This window comes from Wenjunlia tyrosinilytica, from assembly GCF_014646055.1.
In the GTDB taxonomy this organism is placed as follows: Bacteria; Actinomycetota; Actinomycetes; order Streptomycetales; family Streptomycetaceae; genus Wenjunlia; species Wenjunlia tyrosinilytica.
On the sequence record NZ_BMMS01000001.1, the window covers coordinates 23,283 to 45,473 of the forward strand.

The following is a 22,191-nucleotide window of genomic DNA, read 5'->3' on the forward strand; positions in this document are numbered from 1 at the left end:
TCCCTGACTGATGTTCAATTGCGCTCTCGATTCGCGTCGTGGGGTTCGTGGGGTCCTGCAACTTCCTCGCGGGCGGCGAGTCCCCCGGCCGCGGGTGCCGAGGTGTCGTCCGGCCGGGAGAGGTACAGCTGTGCATGGAGCCAGCCTTCCGCCTCCAGGCCCCGCGAATCCACTCCGGCGGCCGACATCCTGTCCAGAACGAGCTGTTGCTCCTCCGGGGAGGCGAACCGCCGCTGTTTGAAGACCTCTTCGACGCGGATCGTCCGGTATCCCAGCCCGGTCAGCGCTCGTTCGACGGAGTCGAAGGGGAACATCCGCAGCACGAAGTGCGCCATCCAGGGGCGGCGCCCGTCCTGCGCCTGGACGACGCGGGTCAACGTCCGCTCGGTGACATAGCCGAGGCAGCCCGTCGAGATCACCAGGTCCGTCCCGGCGAGCGCGGCGCGCTGGTGCGCGGTGGGGTCGTTCCCCTCCAGGTCGGCGTGGACGGCTTCGTCGAGGAACCCGGCCTCGACCGCGTAAGACAGCGCGCTCTCGGAGGCGTCCAGGCCGACGAAGCGGATGCCGTTGGCGGGTTGACGCGAGCGGGCGAGCTCCCGGTCCCGAGCCAGCAGGGCCGCGCGGATGCCCTCAACCGTCCCCGCGCCGGCCTCCCTCTCGGCCGAGCCGCCGGACTCCGGCTCGACGCCGCCCTCAGTGCCGCTGTAGCGGGCGTACAGCTCGTCCATCGTCGCGTCGTACTTCAGCAGGGCCGCGTTGATCCCGTACGAGCAGCCGATGTCCAGCACCTTCGGCACCTCGACGTGCTGGGAGTCCCGGTATTCCTTGATGAGCTTCGCGAAGTAGGGCTTGGCCTGCTGCGGAACGCAGTAGCCGAGCGGGCGGAGCACGCTGAAATACGCGCGCGGATCGGGCTGGGTGTAGATGTGGTCGAGCGAGACTTTTCCGGTCGCGTCGAAACGCACAGGGCTTACTCCTCCGTGGACCCCAGGGGATGGGGAAAGCAGGGCGGGAAAGCAGGGCGGGCAAAGCAGGGCGGGAAAGCAGGGGCGGGAAAGCAGGGCGGGCACAGCTGGGCGGGAAAGCTGAACGGGTAAGGGCAGGGCTGGGAAGGCAGGGCCGGGGAAAGGCGGGAAAGCGGACTGGAGAGGGCCTCTTGCGACTGCTTGTCCTCGTGTCCTCGCTGTGTGCCGGGCCGAGAGCGCCGGGCCGGGTGCGCCGGGCCGGCTAGTCCAGCAGTCGGTCGCCCCGCACCGCCCGGCCCTCGGCGGCCAGATGCTCGGGCAGGACTCGGCCGAAGAGCTGCCGGGTGCGTGCCACGCTCCCTATGACACCCGGGCGCTCGCTGTAGGCGAAGATCGCGCTGTGGCGGGCGACCTCGCCCCGCACGGGGCTCACCCGGTGCAGCGAGTAGCGCCCCTTGAACAGCTGGAGGTCACCGGGTTGCAGGGGGAGGCGGCGGGTCAGCCGCTCGCCCCGGCCGTCCAGTACGTCGCGGACGGCGTCGAAGTTCTCGTCGTACGCGGACCTGATGTTGGGGCAGTACTCGAAGTCCCCTCCGGCCCGGGGCCGGCGGGTGAGCATGCTGACGGTGAACTCATTGGTGTCGAAGTGCCAGGGGTGCTCCATACCCGGCTCAACGACATTGAGGACCAGTCCGGACAGCGGGTCCGTCAACTCGTGCAGCTGCGGCAGTTCGAAGCACTCGGCGACGAAGCGCTGGAACACCGTGTCGGAGTAGAGCCGGCTGATGAGGGAGCCCTCGGGAATGCGGTCCCGTGCGACGAAGGCGTTGCCGCGCTGGAAAGTCCTCCGACCCGGATGGTTCTCGGGCAGATCCGCGTTGACGTCGATGTTGTAGACATTGACCGTCTCGACGTCGAAATGCGCCCGGGGGGCGATGGCCGAGCACTCGTCACGCAGCGCATCGCGGAGCGTGGGGCGGATGAAGTCCGGCAGCACGGTGCAGCCGAGGGTGTTCAGCTCGCGCCGGGCACGGGAAACCACGGCTTGTCCCTCGGCGCTCTCGAGTTCCGACAGGGGGTATCGAGCGGTGTCGACCACCTGGTCGAGCGTCATGGCTTCCGAAGTGCTCATCCGATCCTCTCCACGTACGGGCAGCAGGCGACGCAACTCAACTGCGGAGTACCAGAATTGAAGCTCCCACAGCGCCGCCGGGTTGTCTGTGACACGTCACACTGTGTGGGTACTGTGTTGTCGGGACGTGGTCGAGCCCCGCTCCTGTCCTCTGACTGGAGCGGGGCTCGGGCCGGTGTGCCGCGCGGTGCGGCGGGGTGTGCCGCGCGGTGCGGCGGGGCGCGGCGGGGCGCGGCGGGGTGTGCGGCGGGGCGCGGTCAGGTGGGGTTGGTGCCTATGACAACGGTGGCGTTGAGATCGTCGGACGTGGCGACCGTGGGGATCAGGCCGTTGCCGAGGAAGGTCTCCACGGTCCGCGGGGCCTGGCATTCGCTGGTCTCGACCAGCAGATGGCCGCCCGGGGCCAGCCACAGGGGCGCCTCGGCGGCCACGCGGCGCTGGACGTCGAGGCCGTCCGCGCCGCCGTCGAGTGCCGCCCGAGGTTCATGCACCCGGGCCTCCACCGGGAGCAGGCCGATCGCCTCGCTGGGGACATAAGGCGCGTTGGCGACCAGGATGTCGACGCGTCCGCGCAGGGCGGTGGGCAGAGGCTCGTAGAGGTCGCCCTCGAACACCCGGGCACCGTCGGCGGCGACATTGCGGCGGGCGCACGCGACCGCCGCCGGGTCGATGTCGGCGGCGTACAGCTCGAGGTGTCCCAGGGCGTCGAGGAGCGCCGCGCCGACCGCGCCAGAGCCGCAGCACAGGTCGACGACGACCGGGTGTGTCCGGTCAGGGGCCGGGGCACGCGTGGTGGCCCCCAGATGGGCGGCGGCCTGGTGGACCAGGAACTCGGTACGGCGGCGGGGAACGAAGACCCCGGGATCAACGGCCACCCGCAGGCCGCAGAACTCGGCCCATCCGAGGACGTGTTCAAGGGGAAGGCCGTCGACGCGCCGGTCCACCATGGCGGCGAGGTCGGCGGGTGTCCGTGCCGTGGACATGAGCAAGCGCGCCTCGTCCTCGGCGAAGACACAGCCGGCGGCGCGAAGCCTGGTGACGAGCGCGGACGGGGAAAGAAGTGGCGGTGAAACCGTCATGAGAGCCTTTCGGGATGCCGAAGGGCGCTCTCGCGGTCACCTATGCGGGGGCAACCGCACGACCGTGAGATGAGAGCACCCAGCCTGCTACAGCGGTAATGGGTCTCACCTCCTCGGTCGTTCACGCTTGGGACGGCAACATTACCCGAACCGCCTCGCGACGTGGTACATCATTTACGGCGGGCAGGCCCTGGGCCTCGAAGCGTTCAGGCCTTCGGGGCGAGGCGGACGATCGCCGCCGCGGACAGCAGGGTCGCCGCGGCCAGGGCGCACCACAGGGAGCCGGGGCCGGTGGCGAGCAGGGCGGTCAGCGTGGCCGGGGCGAGGGCGCGGCCGGTGCCCGTCGAGATCTCCCAGCGGGCCAGGGCGCGGCCCAGCAGGTGGGGCGGGGCGCACGCCACCACCAGTGCTGTCCCGGTGCCCGCGTAGAGGATCTCTCCGGCGGTGTAGAGCACGGAGACCGCCGCCACGGTGACCGCTCCCGCCGGGCCGCCGATCGCTGCCGCCGCCCAGAATCCGAGGTAGGAGGCGGCGAGCACCACTCCGGACCAGGCCAGAACCACCCGGCGGGCCCGTCCCGCGAGCCGGACGACCACGGCGAGCTGGGTGGTGATGACCAGCACGGTGTTGCCCACGAAGATCCCGGACGACCAGGCGGGTGAGGCATGCAGTGAGGTCACCAGGAGGGCGGGGAGGGCGACCTCCAGGATGTCGAAGCAGAACGCGTAGGGGAGATTCGCCGCGCTGAGGAGGGTGATGCGGCGTAGGACCGCCGCGTCCTCCGTGGTCGACTCCGCCGAGCCCCGCCGCTCGCGCGTCGCCGAGCCCCGCCGCCTGGGGACCGCCGCACCGCCTGCCTCGGGGACCGCCGCACCGGCGGCCTTCCGGACCTCCGCCCCGGCGGCCTTCCGGGCCTCCCCTCCAGCGGCCTTTCGCACCACCGCCCCGGCGGCCCCGGCCCGTCCGCCGCCCGCGCTCGCCTCCACCCGCATCGACCACACCAGTACCGCCGCCGCGGAGCCGGCCACCCCCGTCACCATCGCCAGCGCCCGGAGCGTTCCCGCGCCGCCCGCCATGGCCAGCGTCGCCAGTAGGGCTCCGGCGCCCAGGCCCGCGTTGCGCAGGGAGCGGCCCGCGGCCAGGGCGGCGTCCCTGGTGCGGCCCTCGGTGAGCGTGGCGACCATGGCGGCGTGGGTGGTGGGCCAGGTCTGGCTGCCGATGCCCAGCAGGACCGCCGCCGTGGTGAACCCGGCCGGGCCATGGGTGAGCAGGAGCAGGCCGGTGCCGATCGTGCGGACCACCAGGGTGGCCGCCACCGCTTTGCTCCGTGCGCCCCGGTCGATCCAGCGCCCCATCAGCGGCACCATGACCAGGCCCGCGAGCATGCCCGCCGACATCGCCAGGCCGGCCGCTCCCGGGCGCATGCCGAGCACACTGATGCCGTACAGCAGCAGGAACGGCCTCAGCAGCCCCGCTCCCAGGGCATCGACAACGAGGGCGAGGGCATACCGATGGCCACCCGCCACGGTCAGCGGCCCCGGTCCCCAGCGCAGCCGCCCGCTCGTGCGGCCGTCCGGCGCCGGGCACTCGCCCTCCCCCGCCGCCGCCCCGCGCTCCCCGTCCCGCTTGTCCTCCGACACCTCTGACGCGCTCATGGCCCACACGCTGCGTCCGGCGCGGTCGGCAGGCACGCCGATTGACGACTCCCGTCAAACGATCGCGGGCCGGCCCCGAGCGCCTGGCAGGATCGATGGTGTGAGCCTGACCATCGACATCACCGCGCTCCCCCAGGAGCGACTGCTCTTCACGCCGTCGCCGCTGGCGGAGCTGAGCGCGATGCTGCATGTGCTGGCCGAGCCCGCCCACCATCCGGTCCTGCACGGCTGGGCCGCCGCCACGACCACGATGGTCAAGCCGCAGTTCGCCGAGCGGCTGATGGAGGCGGACTTCCTCTGGCGCTCCTCACGCGCCGATTTCCTCCTGCCCGGCCTTCCCGGCTCCACCCTGGCCGAGGAACTCGACGCCGTCGACCGGATCGACGACGAGCTGTACGTCACCGCCGCCCTGATCACCACCTGCGGCTCCTCCCGGCTCACCCACAGGTCGGCGTCGCCTCTGACCGATCCCGCCGCCCAGGAGCGCGCCCGTGAGCTGGCCCTGGCCAGGGGCCCGCGTCAGGCGGAGTTCGCCGACAGGCTGCTCGCCGACCCTTCGGCCGTCCGGGCGCTGGTCCGCCGTCTGCTGGAGGAGTGCGAGCAGGCGTTCTTCGCCGACGCCTGGCAGCGTGTGCTGCCCCACCTGGCCGCCGACGCCCGGCGGAAGGCCGATCTGCTGTCCCGCCACGGCCTGGAGGACACGCTGGCCGCGGTCTCGCCCTCGGTCGCGCTGGACGAGAGCGCACCGGGGCGGCGGCACATCCTCGTCGACAAGCTCCAGGACAACGCCACCAACGCGGCCAAGGCCGGTGGCGTCACCTTCATCCCCACGGCCTTCGGCCGCCCCCATCTGCTGGTGGTGCACGCGCGCGGCTGGCGGCCCGTCCTCCAGTACCCGGTCGCGGAGTCCGGAGTGCCCGAGCCGGTCTCGCTCGCGGTCCTCCAGCAGCGGCTGGAGGCGCTGGCGCACCCGGTGCGGCTGCGCCTGGCGCGGACGCTGGCCCGGGGCGCCCACACGACGGGCGAACTCGCCGACGCCTGGCAGCTCACCGCCCCCGAGGTCTCCCGCCACCTCGCCGTCCTGCGCAAGGCCGGCCTGCTGACCACCCACCGCCGGGGCAGATACGTCCTCTACGAACTCGACCTCGCCGGCTCGGCCAGACTCGGCGCCGACCTGCTCGAAGCGGTGCTGCGCTGACCGGTGCTGCGCCGACCGGTGCTGCGCCGACCGGTGCTGCGCCGACCCGTGCTCCGCTGACCGGTGCTGCGCCGACGGATGAACGCGAGCACCCGACAGGGGCCCGACAGCGGCCCGACAGGGGCCCGCGGCGGTCAGCGGAAGACCCCCGTGTGCCCCAGCGAGTAGCGGCCGGGCTGCGGATAGACCGCGAGCCCATGGGGGCCGCCGCCGACCTTGATCTTCGCCAGCAGATGCCCATGGGCGGTGTCGATCGCGTAGACCTCGGAGTTGTAGCGGCCGGAGAGCCACAGCACCTTGCCGTCCGCCGAGACCCCGCCCATGTCGGGACTGCCTCCCCCAGGGAGTTGCCATTTGCGCGCGAGCCTTCCCGTGGCCAGGTCGAGGACGGAGATGGATCCCTCACCGCGGTTGGAGATGTAGAGGTGCCGGGAGTCCCGGCTGACGTAGAGGCCGTGCGCGCCCTTGCCGGTGGGCAGCAGCTCGGGGGTGGTGAACCGGTCCCCGTCGAGGACCCAGACGCCGTGGCTCGTCATATCGGCCACGTACCACGTCTTCCCGTCCGGGGAGATCTTCACGTCCTGCGGCATGGCGCCCGGCTTCGGCAGCCGCTGCTCGCCGATCACCTCCATCCGGGCGGTGTCCACCTTCAGCAGTTCGCCGGAGAACTCGCAGGAGACGATGAAGTAGCGGCCGTCGGGTGAGAAGTCGGCGTGGTTCACCCCGGAGCACCGCACCGGGACGGCCTTGACGGTCCGCATGGTGTGGGCGTCACGGAAGACGAGCTGATGGTCCAGCGAGGCCATGACGACGGCGTGCTTGCCGTCCGGGGTGAAGTAGAGGTTGTAGGGGTCGTGGACGTCCACAGGCTTGCCCGCCTTGCCGGTGGCGGGGTCGATGGGGGTGAGGGTGTTGCCCTTGTCGTTGTTGACCCACAGGGTCTTGAGGTCCCAGGACGGTACGACGTGCTGCGGCTGCGCGCCGACGCGGATGGTCTCGACGACCTTGTAGGTGGCGGGGTCGATGACCGAGACGGTGTCCGACAGTGTGTTGGGGACATAGACCCGTGACGGGAAGTGCTTGACGACGTCGGAGAGGGCTCCGGGGCGGTCGGCCGCGTAGAGGTCGTGGGTGTCGAGGAGCGGGGGCATCGCGGGGAGCCCTTCGCTGCGGACGGGCTGGGCCGAGGAGCGTTGGGCCGGGCGCCGGGCCACCTCGGAGGAGGTGACGCAGCTCGCGACGACGAGGGCGAGGGCCGCGGCGAGCAGGGGCAGGGGGAGGCGACGCGTCATGTCAGCAGCTCCGTCGCGGTGACGGGGCGCAGTCCGCGGCCGCGCAGCCCGTCGAGCAGGGCGGGGAGGGCGGCCACGGTGCCGGGGTGGCCGAGGTGCAGGCTCACCACGGATCCGGGGCGCACCTGCCGCAGGACGTTGCGTTGGACGGCCTCGGCCCCGGGATCGGTGTGGTCGAGGGAGTCCAGGTCGTACGAGAGGCAGGCGGCGTAGCCCTCCCGGCGGGCCAGGCTCTGGACGAGGGGCGTGGCGAGGCGGGCCTGCGAGGGGCGGAACCAGCGGCCCTGGGAGCCGGTGAGGCGGCGCAGGCGTTCGGCACACCCGGTGATCTCCGCGTGGGCCGCTTTCTCGTCCATGGCGCAGATGGCCCGGTGGCTCTGGGTGTGGTTGCCGAGCTCATGGCCCGCGTCGAGGATGCGGCGGGCGAGTTCGGGGTGTTCATCGAGCCAGCTGCCGACCGCGAGGACGGTGATACGGGCACCGGCCCGCTCCGCTTCGCCCAGCAGGGCGGTGGCGAGGGCGGATTCGCCCTGTCCGTGGAAGGTGAGGGCGACGGCCTGACGGTCGCGGGGGCCGTTGGTGATCTGCCCGGGCAGCCCGGCTCGGGACGGGGAGCCGGAGCCCGAGGGGCTGGACTCGGGCGAGGGCCGCCGCGTCGAGGCGGAACCGGCTTCACGGCCGGATTCGCGCTCGGATCCCTCCCTGGATCCCTCCCTGGATCCGACTTTGGCCCCTTGGCGGGATTCCTTCCCGGATTCCGGCCGGCCGCAGCCGGCGGCCAGGGCGCCGCCCGCCGCGGCTCGCAGCATGACACGGCGCTCCATGGACATATGACTCAAAGTAATCCGGAAGGGGCTTCTTCGCAGATGTTCGAGGGGCGCTCCCCCGTTTGCCCCGGCACTCACCCACCGGAGCCGCGGAGCGCCGCCCGCGAACCGGCCCCGGCCCCGTCCCGGCCGACCACCCCAACCGGCCACCCCAGCCCGCCGTCCCAGCCCCTCATCCCAGCCCCCGGCCCGGCAGCGCACCAGTCCGAGCCCGCCCAAAGCCTCAGACCACCCATGGCCAAAGCCCCTGTGGCTGACGTAAATAGGGTCACTACTTCGGATGACTTCGCATACCACCGAATGCACGCGCGCCGCGTCTGCGCGACAAGGGCGCGGCGCGGGCGCGGAACAGCGCCGCAAGGGCGCCGTCCCGGCGGCCGCGGAGACAACCGGCCGTGAATCCCCCCGCGGACCCAGGGCAGGCCGTCTCCGCCGAACCGCCTCTCCTCCGTCCACGGCACGGGAAGGACACCGTTCGCGCGTGTGGAGCCCGCTCGGCTCCTTGACGAAGGACGACAGGAAACGGTACTAACGGGATCCCTCGGCCAGCTACTCACCAAGCGCGGTCCTCGGCCGGAAAACGCGGTCTCCCCAAGGTTCTCCAAGGTTCTCCAGGTTCTCCAAGGATCTCCCCCATGAGTGAGCACCCCTGTGAAGGCCCCACCGGCAAGAGCGGCTTACGAACCCTCGTGGACAGCGGCGATCTCGACGAGACCCGCGAGATCATCAGCTCCGCCTACAGCCCCTACGAGCTGCGCTGCCTGCGCGACCCCGACCGTTTCTCCGCCTGGTACGCCGAGGGCGGGTTCCCCGGTGTCACGGTCTCCGGCCTCTCCTACGGCGCGGAGACCCTGGTCGCCCCCGAGCCGCTGGGCTCCTATCTGCTGGTCTGCAGGCTGACCGAGGGCCGGGTGCGGGTGATCTCCCCGGGCCGCGAGGAAAGGGACATCGAGGCCGGCGAGTTCTACGTCCTCGATCCGTACCGCAGTTTCCAGGTGCACTGGCAGCCGGGCGCCCGCATGGTGACCATACGGCTCGCCAGGGACCTGGTGGAGCGTGCCGCGGCCGACGCGTTGGGGATGGAGAACGCCGTCAGGACGAGGTTCACCCTCGGCCCCGCCGTCTCCCCGGCCGCCGACCGGTCCTGGGCCCGGATGTCGGACATGCTGCAACGGGAGGTCGCCGAGGGCGGTGTCGCGATGTCGAACCCCCTGGTCGCCAGGAGCATGTCGGAAGCGGCCGCCGCCACCCTCGTCGGGACCCACCGGCTGATCACCGACGGGGTGGATCCGCAGCGGACCGGGATCGTGGGGCACGCCGCCGTGCGCAGGGCGGTGATGTTCATGGAGGACAACGCCGATCAGCCGCTCACCGTGGGCGACATCGCGGCGGCCGCGCGGGTCGGCCCGCGGGCGCTCCAGGAGGCGTTCCGCCGCCACCTGGAGACGACCCCGCTGGGCTATCTGCGGGACATCAGGCTGGTACGCGCCCACGCCGAACTGTGCGCGGCGGACGGGGACACGGGCGTCAACGTCACCACGGTCGCCTACCGCTGGGGCTTCTCCAACCTGGGCCGGTTCGCCGCGCTCTACCGCCGCCGCTTCGGTCACTCCCCGTCGAGGACGCTGCGCAGCTGAGTCTCGGCCGCCTCCAGGACCTCCACGACCCGCAGGCCGAACGCCGCGTCGCACGGGTGCGGCCGTCCGGTGCGGGCGGCGGCCAGAAGCGCGTCGGCGGCTCGGGCCAGTGCCGGGACCGGGCCGTCACTTCGCTCCGGCAAAGTGGTCACCCCTGCCTCGCCCCGCAGTTCCACGCTCACTCCGGCGGCATGGGCCGGGGCGGTCAGGCTCAGCGTCACGGTGCTGGAGGCTCCTCCCGTGTGGGTGAGGACCAGGTGCACGGTGTCCCCGGGTCCGTGCACCGCGGCCTCCACCTGCTCGACATCGCCGAGCACGGGCAGAAGGACCGACAGGGCGTGCGGCCCGACGTCCCACAGGGCTCCCTTCTCGTGCCGCCACGGTGACGCCGCGAACGGGCTGTCGCCGCTGAACACCGCGCCGAGCCACTGGGCGGAGCCGGTGAACCACCCGTCCTCCACGGCCTGTTCCGCGATCCACCCGGCCGTCTCGACGCCGAAGCGGGTGGTGAAGAAGACCACCGAGGCGACCCCGGTCTCCTCGGCCGCCTCCACCACCCCGCGGCCGTCCTCCGAGGTCAGGGCCAGGGGCTTGTCCAGCAGGAGATGGCGGCCGGCCCGTGCGGCCCGAACGGCGAGCGACGCCTGCACCGAGGGCGGCAGGGCGATCGCGACGGCGTCGACGTCCGCGAGCAGGGCGTCCACGTCCGGGTACGGGCGGATCCCGTACTCGCCGGCCAGTTCGCCGGCCGCCTCCTTGCGGCGGCCCCACACACCCGTGAACTCCAGCTCGGGGTGCCCGCTCAGCGCGGGGGCGTAGGCGATGCGCGCCCACGGTCCGGTGCCCAGCAGTCCTATGCGCACACTGCCGCCTTTCATGAGAAGTCGTCCCTGCCGATGACGCTCCCGCGCCCCCTCGGGTCACGGCCGTCAACTGATGCGCAGACCCTTTCACGCGAACGGTCGGCGCGCCCGACCAATCCACCTCGCGACCTGCTCCGAATCCCTTGAGAAGCAACTTGAGGCACATCGTGAGAAGCAGTCGACATCCCTTGAACAGCAGTCGACCCCGGGAGGGCCGAAGATGCAGTCGCGGCGCAGTGTTGCCGTCATCGGCGCGGGGGTGGCCGGGCTGACCGCCGCGCACGTGCTCCAGCGCACGTGCGAGGTGTCCCTGTACGAGGCCGACGACCGGCTCGGCGGGCATGCCCACACCCATGACGTCCGGACGCGGGAAGGGCGTTCGCTTGCCGTGGACACCGGATTCATCGTGCACAACGAGCGCACCTATCCGAACCTTCTGCGCCTGTTCCGTGAACTCGGCGTAGCCACCCAGGACTGCGAGATGAGCATGTCCGTGCGCTGCGAGGGGTGCGGACTCGAGTACGCGGGCGCGCGCGGCCCGGCGGGGCTGCTGGCCCGCCCCCGCAAGGCGCTCAGCCCCCGCTATCTGCGGCTGCTGGGGCAGGTGCCCGTCTTCCACCGCAGGGCCCGCCGGGTGCTCGCCGAGCGGGACGGGGAAGGCACCGCCGTGCAGACGCTCCAGGAGTTCCTGGCCGAGGGCGGCTTCTCCTCCTACTTCGTCTCGCACTTCGTCACTCCGCTGGTCTCGGCGGTCTGGTCGTGCCCGCCGCAGACGGCCCTGCGGTACCCGGCGCGGTACCTGTTCACGTTCCTCGACCACCACGGGATGCTCTCGGTGACCGGCTCCCCCACCTGGCGGACGGTCACGGGCGGCTCGCGCGAGTACGTCGAGCGCATCGCCAAACAGCTCGCCGCCGTGCACACCTCCACCCCGGTCCGGGCGGTTCGGCGCTTCACGGACGGGGCCGTCGTCATCACCGACGACGGCGACTCCCAGCGGGTGGACGCCGTGCTCATCGCCGTCCACCCGGACCAGGCGCTGCGGCTGCTCGACGACCCCTCGGACGACGAACGGGAGGTGCTGGGCGCCTTCCGGTACTCCCGCAACCCCACCCTGCTGCACACCGACACCTCGCTCCTGCCGCGCAGCGCCGGGGCCCGTGCCTCGTGGAACTACCTGATGCCCTCCTGTTCCTCCCCCTCCGACCGGGTGCGGGTCAGCTACGACATGAACCGGCTCCAGCGGCTCACCGCGCCGGACACCTACGTGGTCACGCTGGGCGGCGCCGACCGGGTCGATCCTGACCTGGTGGTGGACCGGATGGTGTACGAGCACCCGGTGTACACCCCCGAGTCGGTGGCGGCGCAGCGGCGGCTGCCGGAGCTCAACGACGGGGTGGTGGCGTTCGCGGGGGCGTACCACGGCTGGGGCTTCCACGAGGACGGCTGCCGTTCCGGGGTGGAGGCCGCCCGTTCGCTGGGGGCCGCGTGCTGAACGGGCCCACGGCCGGCGGTCCCGGGGCGCACGCCGCGCTCTACGAGTGCGTGGTCACCCATGCCCGTACCCGGCCGCTGCGGCACTCGTTCCGCCACCGCACCTATCTGTGGCTGGTCGACCTCGACCGCATGCCCCGGCTGCCGCGGGTGCTGCGCCCGCTGGCCCGTTTCGACCCCAGGGACCACTTCGGCGGCGGGCAGCCGACGATCCGGGCGGGCCTGGAGCGGTTCCTGGACAGCCGGGGCATCCAGCTGGACGGGGGGCGGGTGGTGATGCTCGCCAACGCCCGTGTCCTCGGATACGTCTTCAACCCGCTGACGCTCTACTGGTGCCGCGCCCGCTCCGGCGAACCGCTGTGCGTGGTCGCCGAGGTCCACAACACCTACGGCGGGCGGCACTGCTACGTGCTGCGCCCGGACGCCGAGGGGCGCGACCGGGTGGACAAGGCGTTCTACGTCTCCCCGTTCTTCCCCGTCGACGGCGGCTACCGGATGCGGCTGCCGGAGCCGGGGGAACGCCTCGACCTGACCGTCCAGCTGGAGCGGGAGGGGGCGCGGCCGTTCACGGCGACCGTGAGCGGGGCGCGCCGAGCCGCTTCCCTCGCCGGTCTGCTGCGTGCGGCCGTGCGCCATCCCTGGTCCACCGCCGCCGTGTCGGCGGCCATCCGCCTGCACGGCATCCGTCTGTACCTGCGCGGGCTTCCCGTCGCGCCGCGTCCCCGTCCAAGAGTCCAGGAGGGTCTGGAGTGAGTGTGCCCGTGTCGTCCCGTCGAACAGCCGTCCCGCCGCAGGAGGCGTCCGTGCGGGGCGCCTGCGCCGAGGACGCGCACAAGTCGCCGACGCCGGTCGATCCGGGACTGTGGCCGGATGTCGCCTCGGTCCCTCGCTGCTCGCGGGCCCGGGCGGCCCTCGCGGAGCGGTTGGTGCGCGGGGCGCTGTCACGGCTGCCGCTGACCGTCCTGCTGCCGGACGGCGAGGAGTTGGGGACCGGGGGGCCGGTGATGGAACTGCTAGACCCCGGCGCGTTCTTCCGCCGGGTGGGGACCGTCGGCCTGATCGGCTTCGGCGAGTCGTTCATGGCCCGGGAGTGGGAGGCACGGGACCTGGTGGGCGTGCTCACCGTGCTCGCCTCGAACGTGGCGGCGCTGGTCCCGCCGTCGTTGCAGCGGCTGCGCGGGCTGTGGGCGCTGCGGCAGCCGGCCTCGCAGCGCAACAGCGTGGAGAACACCCGCGACAACATCCACCGCCACTACGACCTGTCCAATGAGCTGTTCTCCGTCTTCCTCGACGAGACCATGTCGTACTCGGCGGCGCTCTTCCCGGCCTTCCCCGCGACCTGGGAGTCGTTCGCCACCGCCCAGCACCGCAAGATCGACCGGCTGCTGGATCTGGCCGGGGTCGGGCGCGGCACCCGCCTGCTCGAGATCGGCACGGGCTGGGGAGAGCTGGCCCTGCGGGCGGCCGGGCGCGGCGCCGAGGTGGTGTCGGTGACGCTGTCGGAGGAACAGCGCGGGCTGGCGGTGCGGCGGATCCGCGAGGCGGGCCACGAGGACCGTGTGACGGTCCTGCTGCGCGACTACCGGCAGGTGACGGGGACCTACGACGCCGTGGTCAGCGTGGAGATGATCGAGGCGGTGGGCGAGGAGTTCTGGCCGCTGTACTTCTCCACGCTGGAGCGGCGGCTGGTGCCCGGCGGGCGGATCGCGCTCCAGGCGATCACGATGCCGCACGACAGGATGCTGGCCACCCGTCGAACGTTCACCTGGATCCAGAAGTACATCTTCCCCGGCGGCTTCCTGCCCTCGGTGGAGGCGGTGGAGGCGGTCACGGCCGAGGACACCGGGCTGCGGGTGGTGGAGCGGGAGGGCTTCGGAGCGCACTACGCCGAGACGCTGCGACTCTGGAGGGAACGTTTCTTCGAAGAGGAGGCGCGGGTCGGCGAGCTGGGCTTCGACGCCACCTTCCGCCGGATGTGGACCTTCTACCTCGCCTACTCGGAGGCCGGGTTCCGCTCGGGGTATCTGGATGTCCAGCAGATGCTGCTGACAGCGCGGTCGGCGCCGGCCAGGGCGCGGACCGCGCTGGAGGCCGCGAAGGAGACCGGGCGGGAGACCACGGAGGAAACCGGCCGGGAGGCCGCGAAGGAGACCGGGAGGGAGCCGCGCTCGGGAGGTGCCGGGGGATGAACTGGGGCGCGTTCGGCGCGAACCTCGCGGTCGCCGCGGGGGTCGCGCTCGCCGTCATGCTGGTGACGTTCGCGGTCGCCCGGGCCAAGGGGGTGCACCGCGTGGTGGACACGGCCTGGGGTCTCGCCTTCGCCGCGGTGGCCCTGGCCTCGTACGGGATGTCCGCGGGAGAAGGCGACGGGACACGGCGGCTGCTGGTCACCGTGCTCACCGCGGTGTGGGGGCTGCGCCTGGCCGCGCACATCGCCCGGCGCGGGCGCGGCCACGGCGAGGACCCGCGCTACGCCCGGATGCTGTCCAAGGCGCCGGGCAACCGGGACCTCTACGCCCTGCGCATGGTCTACCTGCTCCAGGGCGCCCTGGTGTGGCTGGTGTCGCTGCCGGTGCAGGCGGCGCAGTACATCCCCGGGCCGCCGGGGTGGGAGGCGGCCGCGGGTACGGCGCTGTGGGTCGTCGGCATGTTCTTCGAGGGTGTCGGCGACTGGCAGCTCACCCGGTTCAAGGAGGACCCCGCCAACCGCGGCCGGATCATGGACCGGGGACTGTGGCGTCTGACCCGGCACCCGAACTACTTCGGTGACTTCCTGGTGTGGTGGGGCCTGTATGCGCTCTCCTGCGGCCACTGGAGCTCGGCGGTCGCCGTCGTCTCGCCGCTCGTGATGAGCTTTCTGCTGGTCAGGGGCAGCGGCAAGCCGATGCTGGAGCGGCACATGGCCGACCGGCCCGGCTACGCCGAGTACATGGCCCGCACCAGCGGCTTCCTGCCCCTGCCGCCGCGCGCGCACTGAGGCACCGGGCTCTCGAGTGAAGGCCCCGCGACCCCTCGGAGGAGGGGAGGAGGGGGCCACGGGGCCGGTCGGTCGGTCGGCCCGCTCACCGGCGGCCGCGGATGCCCCGCCGCTCACGCCGACGACGGGAAGTTCAGCAGGAGGACGGGAGCGGTCGACGGCTCCCGCGAGCCACCGGCCGGCTCCACCGTCAGCCCCACCCCCGAGGCCTGGCGCACATCCGGCGCCAGCAGCGTGGCGGCGTCGTGCGCCTGGTCCGGCCGCAGCAGTCCGGCCGACCGCATGGTCCCGTTGTCGTCGAACCACAGCTGGTACGTCTTCGAGGCGGGCAGCTGCGGCAGACCCCCGGCGAGGAACGCGGCCTCGCCCCGGCTGCGCGAGTACACGACCACGCCATTGCCGCCGCCCTTGATCCTTCCGGTGGCGGAGACCGCGTCCGGCGCCCCGAGGACACCGGCCAGATCGCGGGCGCGCTGCTCGGCCCGGTGGGCCCTGGCCTGCTCCCGCTGGGCGTCCTCGCGCCACTGGTGGGCGAGCACCCCCGCGACGCTCGCGGCCGCCAGACACGCGGCCAGCGCGAACTTCGGCAGCCTCCGGGCCCACCGCGAGCCGCCCCGGTGCGCCCTCGCCCCGTCACCCGGACCACCCGGACCACCCGGACCGCCGACACCACCCGGCCAACCGGGCCCGGACAGATCGGTCGGCTCCTCGACCTCCGGCGGAAGCTGGCGGACGTCGGCGATACGGGCGAGCACCTGCTCCTTCATCCGCGGCGGCGGGGTCACCGCGGCCGCCGAGCCCAGCCGGGCCGCCGTGGCCTCCAGTTCCCGCACCTCCTGCGCGCACGCCTCGCACACGACCAGATGGCGCAGGAACGCCTCGCGCTCCCGCCCGAACAGGGCGTGCACCGCGTAGGCGCCGGTCAGTGTGTGCAGCTCCGCGCCGGTCATGCGGTCACCCCCAGGCAGTCGCGCAGCCGGATCAAACCGTCACGCAGTCGGGTCTTCACGGTGCCCAGGGGCACATTCAGCAGTTCGGCCACCTCGCGGTAGGTGCAGCCCCGGTAGTACGCCATCGTGACCGCCTGCCGCTGGAGCTCGGTGAGCGTGCGCAGGCACCGCCTGACCTGCTCGCGCTCGAGCCGGGTCTCCACCTGCTCGGCCACCACGTCGAACGCGGGCGCGTGCCCGCGGCTCGCGGCCCGCTCCTCCCGGTCCGCCGCCGCCTGCGAGGAGCGGACCCGGTCCACCGCCCTGCGGTGCGCCAGCGTCATCACCCACGCCATCGCGCTGCCCCTGTCGGGCTGGAAACGTGCGGCGGTGCGCCACAGGTCGACCATCACCTCCTGGGCGACCTCCTCGTACTGGGCGGGGTCGCGCAGCACCCGGCGCACCAGCCCCAGCACGGGACCGGAGACCCGGTCGTACACCCGCCCGAACGCCTCCTGATCGCCTCGGGCCACCCGCACGAGCAGTTCCTCGAGCAGGGGCTCCCGGCCCGGGGCGGGCGGGAACGGAGCCACCTCGTTCATATGCCGCCGCCGTGCGTGGACGCGGCAGCGGCCGACCGGGGACTGGTGCGGGGGCACGTGCGGCGCATGGTTCCTCCAGGTACAGGACGGGGTTGCCTACTTCTCCTTCGTAGGCACCCTGTCCGCGGATTGGTCCGGTTGGACAACGACGGAGGGCGGCTCCCCCACCCGGCCGGTGGGGAGAGCCGCCCGCCGTCGTACACGGCGTCGCCGGTCAGCGGTCGGTGAACACCGCCACCGTCCGGGCCGGGACCGTGAAGGTACCGGATCCCTTCTCGTACGAGGAGCGTTTCACCACCGCGTCCGAGCCGTCGGCCTGCACCGGGTGCAGCCGCATCGCCCGGCCCGCCAGGTCCGGCACCTTCTGCTCCTGCTCCTTCGGGGTGGCGTTGAAGACGACGACCAGGTGGTCCAGCCGCATGGTGATCACTCCCGGAGTCTCGTCCTTGCCCGAGAGGGGGAACGAGAGCCGGTCCTGGACGTCGGCGGCGCTGGTGAGGCCGAACGCCTTCTCCGTCGAGCGGATCCTGAGCAGGTCCCGGTAGGCGGAGGAGGTGGCCTCGATCGCCCCGCAGTCCGGCCGAAGGGCGCTGTCGCCGAGCAGCGGCCCGGCGAAGGGCCACTTGGACCCGTTGTCCGCGGCCGGGGGCAGGCCCCGCCCGAAGCCGTTGCCGTCCCGGCAGTTCCAGTGGATGGCGTTGAACCAGTCGCCGCTGTCGAAGGAGTTGCGGTCCAGCGACTTCGAGCGCAGCAGGTCGGTGCCCGCCTGGGACAGCGCCGGGCCCTGGGAGAGTGCGGCGGTGGCCATGGACAGCACCTGCATCCGGGAGCGGTCCGCCGCCGAGGTCCCGCGCGGCAGCTTGTACGCGAGCGCGTCGTAGAGCGTCTCGTTGTCGTGCGCGTCCACATAGGACAGCGCGTCCCCGGGGTCGGCGGCGTAGCCCGCGGGCGCCCCGTTGTAGTCGACCTCGGAGCCCCTGACCCGCTTGCCGGAGGAGTCCGTGAAGGTGAAGTCCCTCAGATTGCCTGACAGTCCGAGCTTGATCAGGTCCTGGGCGTGCAGCAGCGCGGCCCTCTGCTGGTCGGTGGAGCCATTGGTCTCGGCACCGTTGGGGTCGGTGTAGAGACCGGAGCCGAAGCCCTGCTTGCGCGGGTCCTCGTCGAACGGGCCGCCGCCGCGCACGGCGTCACGCGACCGGTCGTCGAAGGTGGCGACACCGGTGCCGGCCATGTTCTTCTGCGTGGCCTGGACGAAACGGGTGTCGTCCGCGACCTCGCCGAAGTTCCAGCCCTCGCCGTAGAGCACGATCGATGTGCCGTCCACGCCGTCCTTGGCCGGGGTCAGGGCGTCGAGCGCCTTGCGCACGGCCAGGATGTTGGCCTTGGGGTGGTGGCCCATCAGGTCGAAGCGGAAGCCGTCGACCTTGTACTCCTTGGCCCAGGTGACCACCGAGTCGACGACGAGCTTGCCCATCATCGTGTGCTCGGGCGCGGTGTTGGCGCAGCAGGTGGAGTCGGCCACCTTTCCGTCGTCGAGCAGCCGGTGGTAGTAGCCGGGGACGATGCGGTCCAGTACCGACTTGGGGTCCTGGCCGGAGGCCGAGGTGTGGTTGTAGACGACGTCCATCACGGTGCGCAGACCGGCGCCGTTGATCCCCTGCACCATGCGCCGGAACTCCACGGTCCTGGCGGGGCCCTGCGGGTCGGAGGCGTAGGAGCCCTCGGGGACGGTGTAGTGCAGCGGGTCGTACCCCCAGTTGTAGGCGTCCTCGGCGGCCGTGGCGGTGACGCACTTCTGCTGTTCGGCGGAGTCCGGGGGCATCGAGGCCAGGTCGCAGTCGGGCTCGGCCTGGTCGGCACGGCGCTCGGGGACGGTGGAGAAGTCGAACGCGGGCAGCAGGTGCAGATGGGTGGTGCCCGCCTTGGCGAGCCGCCGCAGATGCTGGACCCCGGCGGACCCCTTGTCGGTGAAGGCGAGGTACTGGCCCGGGTGCCTGGAGGTGCGGTCGGCGACGGAGAAGTCGCGGATGTGCAGCTCCTGGATCTGCGCCCGGGTCAGCGGCACGGCCGGGGGCTTGCGCAGGCCCGACCAGCCCTTGGGGGCGAGCCCGGGGTCGTCGAGGTCGACGACGAGGCTGCGGGCGGAGTCGGCGGTCAGCGCCACCGAGTAGGGGTCGGTGACCTTGTTGGTGACGACCTTGTGCGCGGCCGGGGCCCACACGGTCACCAGGTAGCGGTACGGCTTGCCCTTCCAGGAGGGCTCGCCGGACACCTTCCAGACCCCGGTGGCGTCGTCGCGGTGCATGGCGACGCTGTGCCCGTCGAGTTCCAGGGCCACGCGCTGCGCGGTCGGCGCCCAGACCGACAGCGACGGGCGGCCGCCGTGGAAGACCGGGCCGAGACGGGCGGTGGCCGCGGCCGCCCCGTACAGGTCGTCGAGGACACCGGGGATCTGCACACCGGTCGCGGCCGTGAGCGCCCCGTCGGAGCGCCGCTGGGTGGCGATGACCTGGCCGGTGAGCGCCGTGCGGACACGGTCCCGGTCGCGGGGGTCCACGGTGAAGGCCGGGTGGTCCTTCAGATGCGGGAACGCGGCCCGCTGCGCCTCGGTGAGGCCGCCCGGGACCGGGATCAGCCGCAGCCAGTGGCCCGGGTCGGTCAGGTCGCCGTCCTTGACCTCGACACCGCCCTGGGGGGCGTAGACGAGTTGCTGGCTGGTGGCGTCGGTGGCCTTCACCTTCCATGCCACGGTGTTCCGGTCGATCCACTGGGCGCGGGCCTTGGACAGGTCGGTGTCCGGCGCGCCGCCCACGCTCGGCAGCAGGTACTTCGGCTGCCCGTCGAGCAGCCACACCTCGTGGCCGTACGTGCCGAAGTCGAGCGACTGGTCGCTGGGCAGGTCCTTCTGGTCGCCCTTGTGCACGATGTAGCTCAGGGAGCCCGCGCCGTCGGCCAGCGGGACCTTGAACGTGACTCCGTACGCGTCCTTCGACGCCGGCTGGAGCGGCTTGGACCAGTCGGTGGGCTCGGCGGCGCCGGTCCAGGTGTGCAGACCCCAGCCGTCGTAGTCGCCGTCGGCGCGGTGGTAGTGCAGGACGGCGGTCCTGGTGTCCTGCGGCGGATAGGCGCCGTCGGGGGCCTTCTCGGCGAGGCCGTCCTTGCCCTGCTCGATCCAGACCTCCCCGGTCCTGGCCGGCTCGACGGCGCGCTCGGGCCCGTCGGCGGTCCCGTCCTTCTCGACGGTGAACGGCACCTTCGAGGCGTCCGGGCCGACCTTGACCCAGGCGAACGCGCCGTAGGCGTCACGGCCGGTGAACGGGGACGCGGTCTGCCCGGACTTCAGCTGCCAGCCGTCGTAGTCGCCGCCGGGGCGCTTGTAGTGCACGATCGCCCAGTCGCGCTGGACGGCGGAGGGCTTGTCCGGCAGCGGTGCCTGGCCCGCGGTGCTGGAGGCCAGGGCATGGGCGGTGTGTCCGGCGGTGTCGACCACAACGGCCTTGTACCGCAGAGGCGTTCCCTGCGACACCTTCGACAGGTCCTGGGTCACCCGGTAGGGCGCGTGGTCGGCACTGCCGAGCACCTTCCACTTGGCGCTGCCGGTCTGGGCTGCGAAGACGACCCGGTCGAGCCCGCTGCCGTCCTGCTGCCCGCCGCCGGGGACGTCGGCGCTGATCTCGACGGTGCCGGTGGCTCCGTGCTCCGGGGCGGTCAGGGTGATGGACGGCCTGCCGGAGGGCTGGGCGAGCGGCTTGTCCGCCTGGTAGACGACGGCGGACAGCGGCGGCACCTCGATGTCCAGCGCGCGGTCGGCGCCCGTGGTGGCCCGGGCGCCGCCCTCGCCGCCGTAGACGCGGGTGAACGGCATCCGCGCGGAGTGGGTGGGCAGGGAGACCTTCTTGGCCTCGGCGGCGTTGTTGACCGCGACGACGTACTCGACGCGCTCGGTGAGCCCGGTGCGCGAGAAGGCGTAGACGCCCGCTCCTTCGGCGGCGTACCGCTCCTCCTGGACGCCGTCGCGCAGCGCCGGGTGGTCCTTGGTCAGCTCGGACAGCTTCGCGATGGCGCGGTAGAGGGGGTGCTCGGGGTCGTAGGCGTCGTCGGCGTGGGTGCGGTCCGTGCCGATCTCGTCGTCGTCGAGGTAGTCGGGGGTCCGGGAGGCGAACAGCGTCTGGCGTGCGTCCTTGTCCCCGCCCGCGCCGGTGAAGCCCTGCTCGTCGCCGTAGTAGACCACCGGCTGGCCGCGGGTGAGGAACATCAGCTCATGGGCGAAGCGGTCCCGCCGCAGCAGTGCGGCGTCGTCGGCCTCGGCGTTGTCCTGCGCGACGAAGGCGCCGACACGCCCCATGTCGTGGTTGCCGAGGAAGGTGACCTGCTCGTAGGCGTTGGCCTTGTCGGTGGTGTAGCGGTAGTCCTGGGCGAAGACCTTGGCGAGGGCCTGCGCGGAGCCGCCCTGGGAGGCGTAGGAGCGCGCCGCCTGCTGGAACGGGAAGTCCAGCGTGGCGTCGAGGCGTCCCCGCGTCACATAGGGGGAGGTGTGCTCGGGGTCGCCGTCGAAGATCTCGCCGAACATGAAGAAGTCGCGGCGGCCGTGCTTGGCCGCGTAGGCGTCCAGCGCGGTCGCCCACTGGGTCCAGAAGTCCAGGTCGACGTGTTTGACGGTGTCGATGCGGAAGCCGTCCACGGCGAAGTCGCGCACCCAGCGCCGGTAGATCCGCTCCATGCCCCGGACCACCTCGGGACGCTCGGTCCACAGGTCGTCCAGGCCGGAGAAGTCGCCGTACTCACTGCTCTCGCCGGCGAAGGTCGAGTCGCCCCGGTTGTGGTACATCGCCGGGTCGTTGAGCCAGGCGGGGACCTTGTCCGCGGAGGTGACCCGGGGGGTGTAGGGGAAGGCGTCCGCGTCCACCGCCTTCATCCCGTCGCGGTCGTCGAAGGGCCTGCCCTCGCGGTCGAGGTAGGGGTAGGCGCCCTTGGACCGGTAGCCGTAGGCCTTCTCGGCGTAGTCGACGGTGTCCGCGGTGTGGTTGGTGATGACGTCGAAGAAGACCTTCATGCCCTTGGCGTGGGCCTTGGAGATCAGCTTCTTCAGATCGGCGTTGGTGCCGAAGTGCGGGTCGACCCGGGTGAAGTCGGTGATCCAGTAGCCGTGGTAGCCCGCGGAGGCGTTCTTGCCCTCGCCCTGCACGGGCTTGTTCTTGAAGATCGGGGCCATCCAGATGGCGGTGGTGCCCAGGCCCTTGATGTAGTCCAGCTCGCGGGTCAGGCCCTTGAGGTCGCCGCCCTGGTAGAAGCCCTTGTCGGCCGGGTCGAAGCCGGTGTGGAGCCGGTCGCCGTCGAGCCCTCCGAGGTCATTGGCCTTGTCGCCATTGGCGAAACGGTCCGGCAGGACAAAGTAGTACTGCTCGCGGGTCAGGTCGTGGCGGGCGGGCTGGGCCGCGAGAGCCCGGTCGGAGGGCGGAGGGGGCGGCGCGGGAGCCGCCTGCGCGGCCGCCGCCGCGGGCACGAGCGCCGTGGGCACGAGCGCCGCGAGGAGGGCCATGG

16 protein-coding genes are annotated in these 22,191 nt (G+C 72.3%); 6 read left to right on the plus strand and 10 right to left on the minus strand.

Annotated elements, in window-relative coordinates; all coding sequences use genetic code 11:
- Window positions 1-14 precede the first annotated feature (14 nt).
- The 4 genes from IEY86_RS00110 to IEY86_RS00125 form a co-directional block, all read right to left on the minus strand.
- Window positions 15-965 (minus strand): class I SAM-dependent methyltransferase, encoded by a 951-nt coding sequence (locus IEY86_RS00110; RefSeq protein WP_229698043.1) that lies wholly within the window; start codon window positions 963-965, stop codon window positions 15-17.
- Between the two features lie 262 nt (window positions 966-1,227).
- Window positions 1,228-2,097 (minus strand): HalD/BesD family halogenase, encoded by an 870-nt coding sequence (locus IEY86_RS00115; protein WP_189129351.1) that lies wholly within the window; start codon window positions 2,095-2,097, stop codon window positions 1,228-1,230.
- Between the two features lie 257 nt (window positions 2,098-2,354).
- Window positions 2,355-3,176, minus strand: a complete 822-nt coding sequence (locus IEY86_RS00120; protein ID WP_189129352.1) for a putative protein N(5)-glutamine methyltransferase — start codon at window positions 3,174-3,176, stop codon at window positions 2,355-2,357.
- A gap of 206 nt (window positions 3,177-3,382) precedes the next feature.
- A complete protein-coding gene (locus IEY86_RS00125; protein ID WP_189129353.1) occupies window positions 3,383-4,831 on the minus strand; it encodes an MFS transporter in 1,449 nt (482 codons plus the stop codon).
- A 100-nt stretch (window positions 4,832-4,931) separates the two neighbouring features.
- Between IEY86_RS00125 and IEY86_RS00130 the strand changes: the two genes are divergently transcribed.
- Window positions 4,932-6,029, plus strand: coding sequence for a DUF5937 family protein (locus IEY86_RS00130; RefSeq protein ID WP_189129354.1), 1,098 nt, complete (start codon window positions 4,932-4,934; stop codon window positions 6,027-6,029).
- 134 nt (window positions 6,030-6,163) lie between these two features.
- On the opposite strand, the gene IEY86_RS00135 is transcribed toward IEY86_RS00130, so the two are convergent.
- Window positions 6,164-7,321, minus strand: coding sequence for a YncE family protein (locus IEY86_RS00135; protein ID WP_189129355.1), 1,158 nt, complete (start codon window positions 7,319-7,321; stop codon window positions 6,164-6,166).
- The gene (locus tag IEY86_RS00140) at window positions 7,318-8,151 is read right to left on the minus strand and encodes a polysaccharide deacetylase family protein (RefSeq protein WP_229698044.1); all 834 of its coding nucleotides are present in this window, start codon (window positions 8,149-8,151) and stop codon (window positions 7,318-7,320) included. The genes IEY86_RS00135 and IEY86_RS00140 overlap by 4 nt, the downstream gene beginning before the upstream one ends.
- Window positions 8,152-8,783: 632 nt before the next feature.
- Between IEY86_RS00140 and IEY86_RS00145 the strand changes: the two genes are divergently transcribed.
- Window positions 8,784-9,785 carry an AraC family transcriptional regulator gene (locus IEY86_RS00145; RefSeq protein ID WP_189129356.1) on the plus strand — a complete coding sequence of 334 codons (1,002 nt, stop codon included), beginning with the start codon at window positions 8,784-8,786 and terminating at the stop codon, window positions 9,783-9,785.
- On the opposite strand, the gene IEY86_RS00150 is transcribed toward IEY86_RS00145, so the two are convergent.
- Window positions 9,755-10,648, minus strand: coding sequence for a Gfo/Idh/MocA family protein (locus tag IEY86_RS00150; protein WP_189129705.1), 894 nt, complete (start codon window positions 10,646-10,648; stop codon window positions 9,755-9,757). The genes IEY86_RS00145 and IEY86_RS00150 overlap by 31 nt on opposite strands.
- Before the next feature lie 220 nt (window positions 10,649-10,868).
- On the opposite strand from IEY86_RS00150, the gene IEY86_RS00155 reads away from it, so the two are divergent.
- The 4 genes from IEY86_RS00155 to IEY86_RS00170 are packed head-to-tail and all read left to right on the plus strand — an operon-like array spanning window position 10,869 to window position 15,119.
- Entirely contained in the window at window positions 10,869-12,143 is a 1,275-nt protein-coding gene (locus tag IEY86_RS00155) for an NAD(P)/FAD-dependent oxidoreductase (protein ID WP_189129357.1), read from the plus strand.
- A complete protein-coding gene (locus IEY86_RS00160; protein WP_189129706.1) occupies window positions 12,140-12,895 on the plus strand; it encodes a DUF1365 domain-containing protein in 756 nt (251 codons plus the stop codon). The genes IEY86_RS00155 and IEY86_RS00160 overlap by 4 nt, the downstream gene beginning before the upstream one ends.
- 50 nt (window positions 12,896-12,945) lie before the next feature.
- Complete coding sequence (locus IEY86_RS00165) at window positions 12,946-14,331, plus strand: SAM-dependent methyltransferase (RefSeq protein WP_189129707.1); 1,386 nt, start codon at window positions 12,946-12,948, stop codon at window positions 14,329-14,331.
- A complete protein-coding gene (locus IEY86_RS00170; RefSeq protein ID WP_189129358.1) occupies window positions 14,328-15,119 on the plus strand; it encodes a DUF1295 domain-containing protein in 792 nt (263 codons plus the stop codon). Before IEY86_RS00165 ends, IEY86_RS00170 begins: the two co-directional genes overlap by 4 nt.
- A 113-nt stretch (window positions 15,120-15,232) precedes the next feature.
- On the opposite strand, the gene IEY86_RS00175 is transcribed toward IEY86_RS00170, so the two are convergent.
- The 3 genes from IEY86_RS00175 to pulA form a co-directional block, all read right to left on the minus strand.
- Window positions 15,233-16,069: an anti-sigma factor gene (locus tag IEY86_RS00175; protein ID WP_189129359.1), complete on the minus strand. Its 837-nt coding sequence runs from the start codon at window positions 16,067-16,069 to the stop codon at window positions 15,233-15,235.
- Window positions 16,066-16,650 (minus strand): sigma-70 family RNA polymerase sigma factor, encoded by a 585-nt coding sequence (locus IEY86_RS00180; protein WP_189129360.1) that lies wholly within the window; start codon window positions 16,648-16,650, stop codon window positions 16,066-16,068. The genes IEY86_RS00175 and IEY86_RS00180 overlap by 4 nt, the downstream gene beginning before the upstream one ends.
- Window positions 16,651-16,864: 214 nt before the next feature.
- On the minus strand, window positions 16,865-22,189 hold the full coding sequence (pulA, locus tag IEY86_RS00185) for a pullulanase-type alpha-1,6-glucosidase (protein WP_229698084.1): 5,325 nt from the start codon (window positions 22,187-22,189) through the stop codon (window positions 16,865-16,867).
- Window positions 22,190-22,191: the final 2 nt, after the last annotated feature.

What these genes read in the sequence shown, in the direction of transcription:
- IEY86_RS00115 (WP_189129351.1), bottom strand. Translation starts at nt 2,097, where the DNA reads ATGAGCACTTCGGAAGCCATGACGCTCGACCAGGTGGTCGACACCGCT.
- IEY86_RS00120 (WP_189129352.1), bottom strand. Translation starts at nt 3,176, where the DNA reads ATGACGGTTTCACCGCCACTTCTTTCCCCGTCCGCGCTCGTCACCAGG.
- IEY86_RS00125 (WP_189129353.1), bottom strand. Translation starts at nt 4,831, where the DNA reads ATGAGCGCGTCAGAGGTGTCGGAGGACAAGCGGGACGGGGAGCGCGGG.
- IEY86_RS00135 (WP_189129355.1), bottom strand. Translation starts at nt 7,321, where the DNA reads ATGACGCGTCGCCTCCCCCTGCCCCTGCTCGCCGCGGCCCTCGCCCTC.
- IEY86_RS00140 (WP_229698044.1), bottom strand. Translation starts at nt 8,151, where the DNA reads ATGTCCATGGAGCGCCGTGTCATGCTGCGAGCCGCGGCGGGCGGCGCC.
- IEY86_RS00145 (WP_189129356.1), top strand. Translation starts at nt 8,784, where the DNA reads ATGAGTGAGCACCCCTGTGAAGGCCCCACCGGCAAGAGCGGCTTACGA.
- IEY86_RS00155 (WP_189129357.1), top strand. Translation starts at nt 10,869, where the DNA reads ATGCAGTCGCGGCGCAGTGTTGCCGTCATCGGCGCGGGGGTGGCCGGG.
- IEY86_RS00170 (WP_189129358.1), top strand. Translation starts at nt 14,328, where the DNA reads ATGAACTGGGGCGCGTTCGGCGCGAACCTCGCGGTCGCCGCGGGGGTC.
- IEY86_RS00175 (WP_189129359.1), bottom strand. Translation starts at nt 16,069, where the DNA reads ATGACCGGCGCGGAGCTGCACACACTGACCGGCGCCTACGCGGTGCAC.
- IEY86_RS00180 (WP_189129360.1), bottom strand. Translation starts at nt 16,650, where the DNA reads ATGAACGAGGTGGCTCCGTTCCCGCCCGCCCCGGGCCGGGAGCCCCTG.
- pulA (WP_229698084.1), bottom strand. Translation starts at nt 22,189, where the DNA reads ATGGCCCTCCTCGCGGCGCTCGTGCCCACGGCGCTCGTGCCCGCGGCG.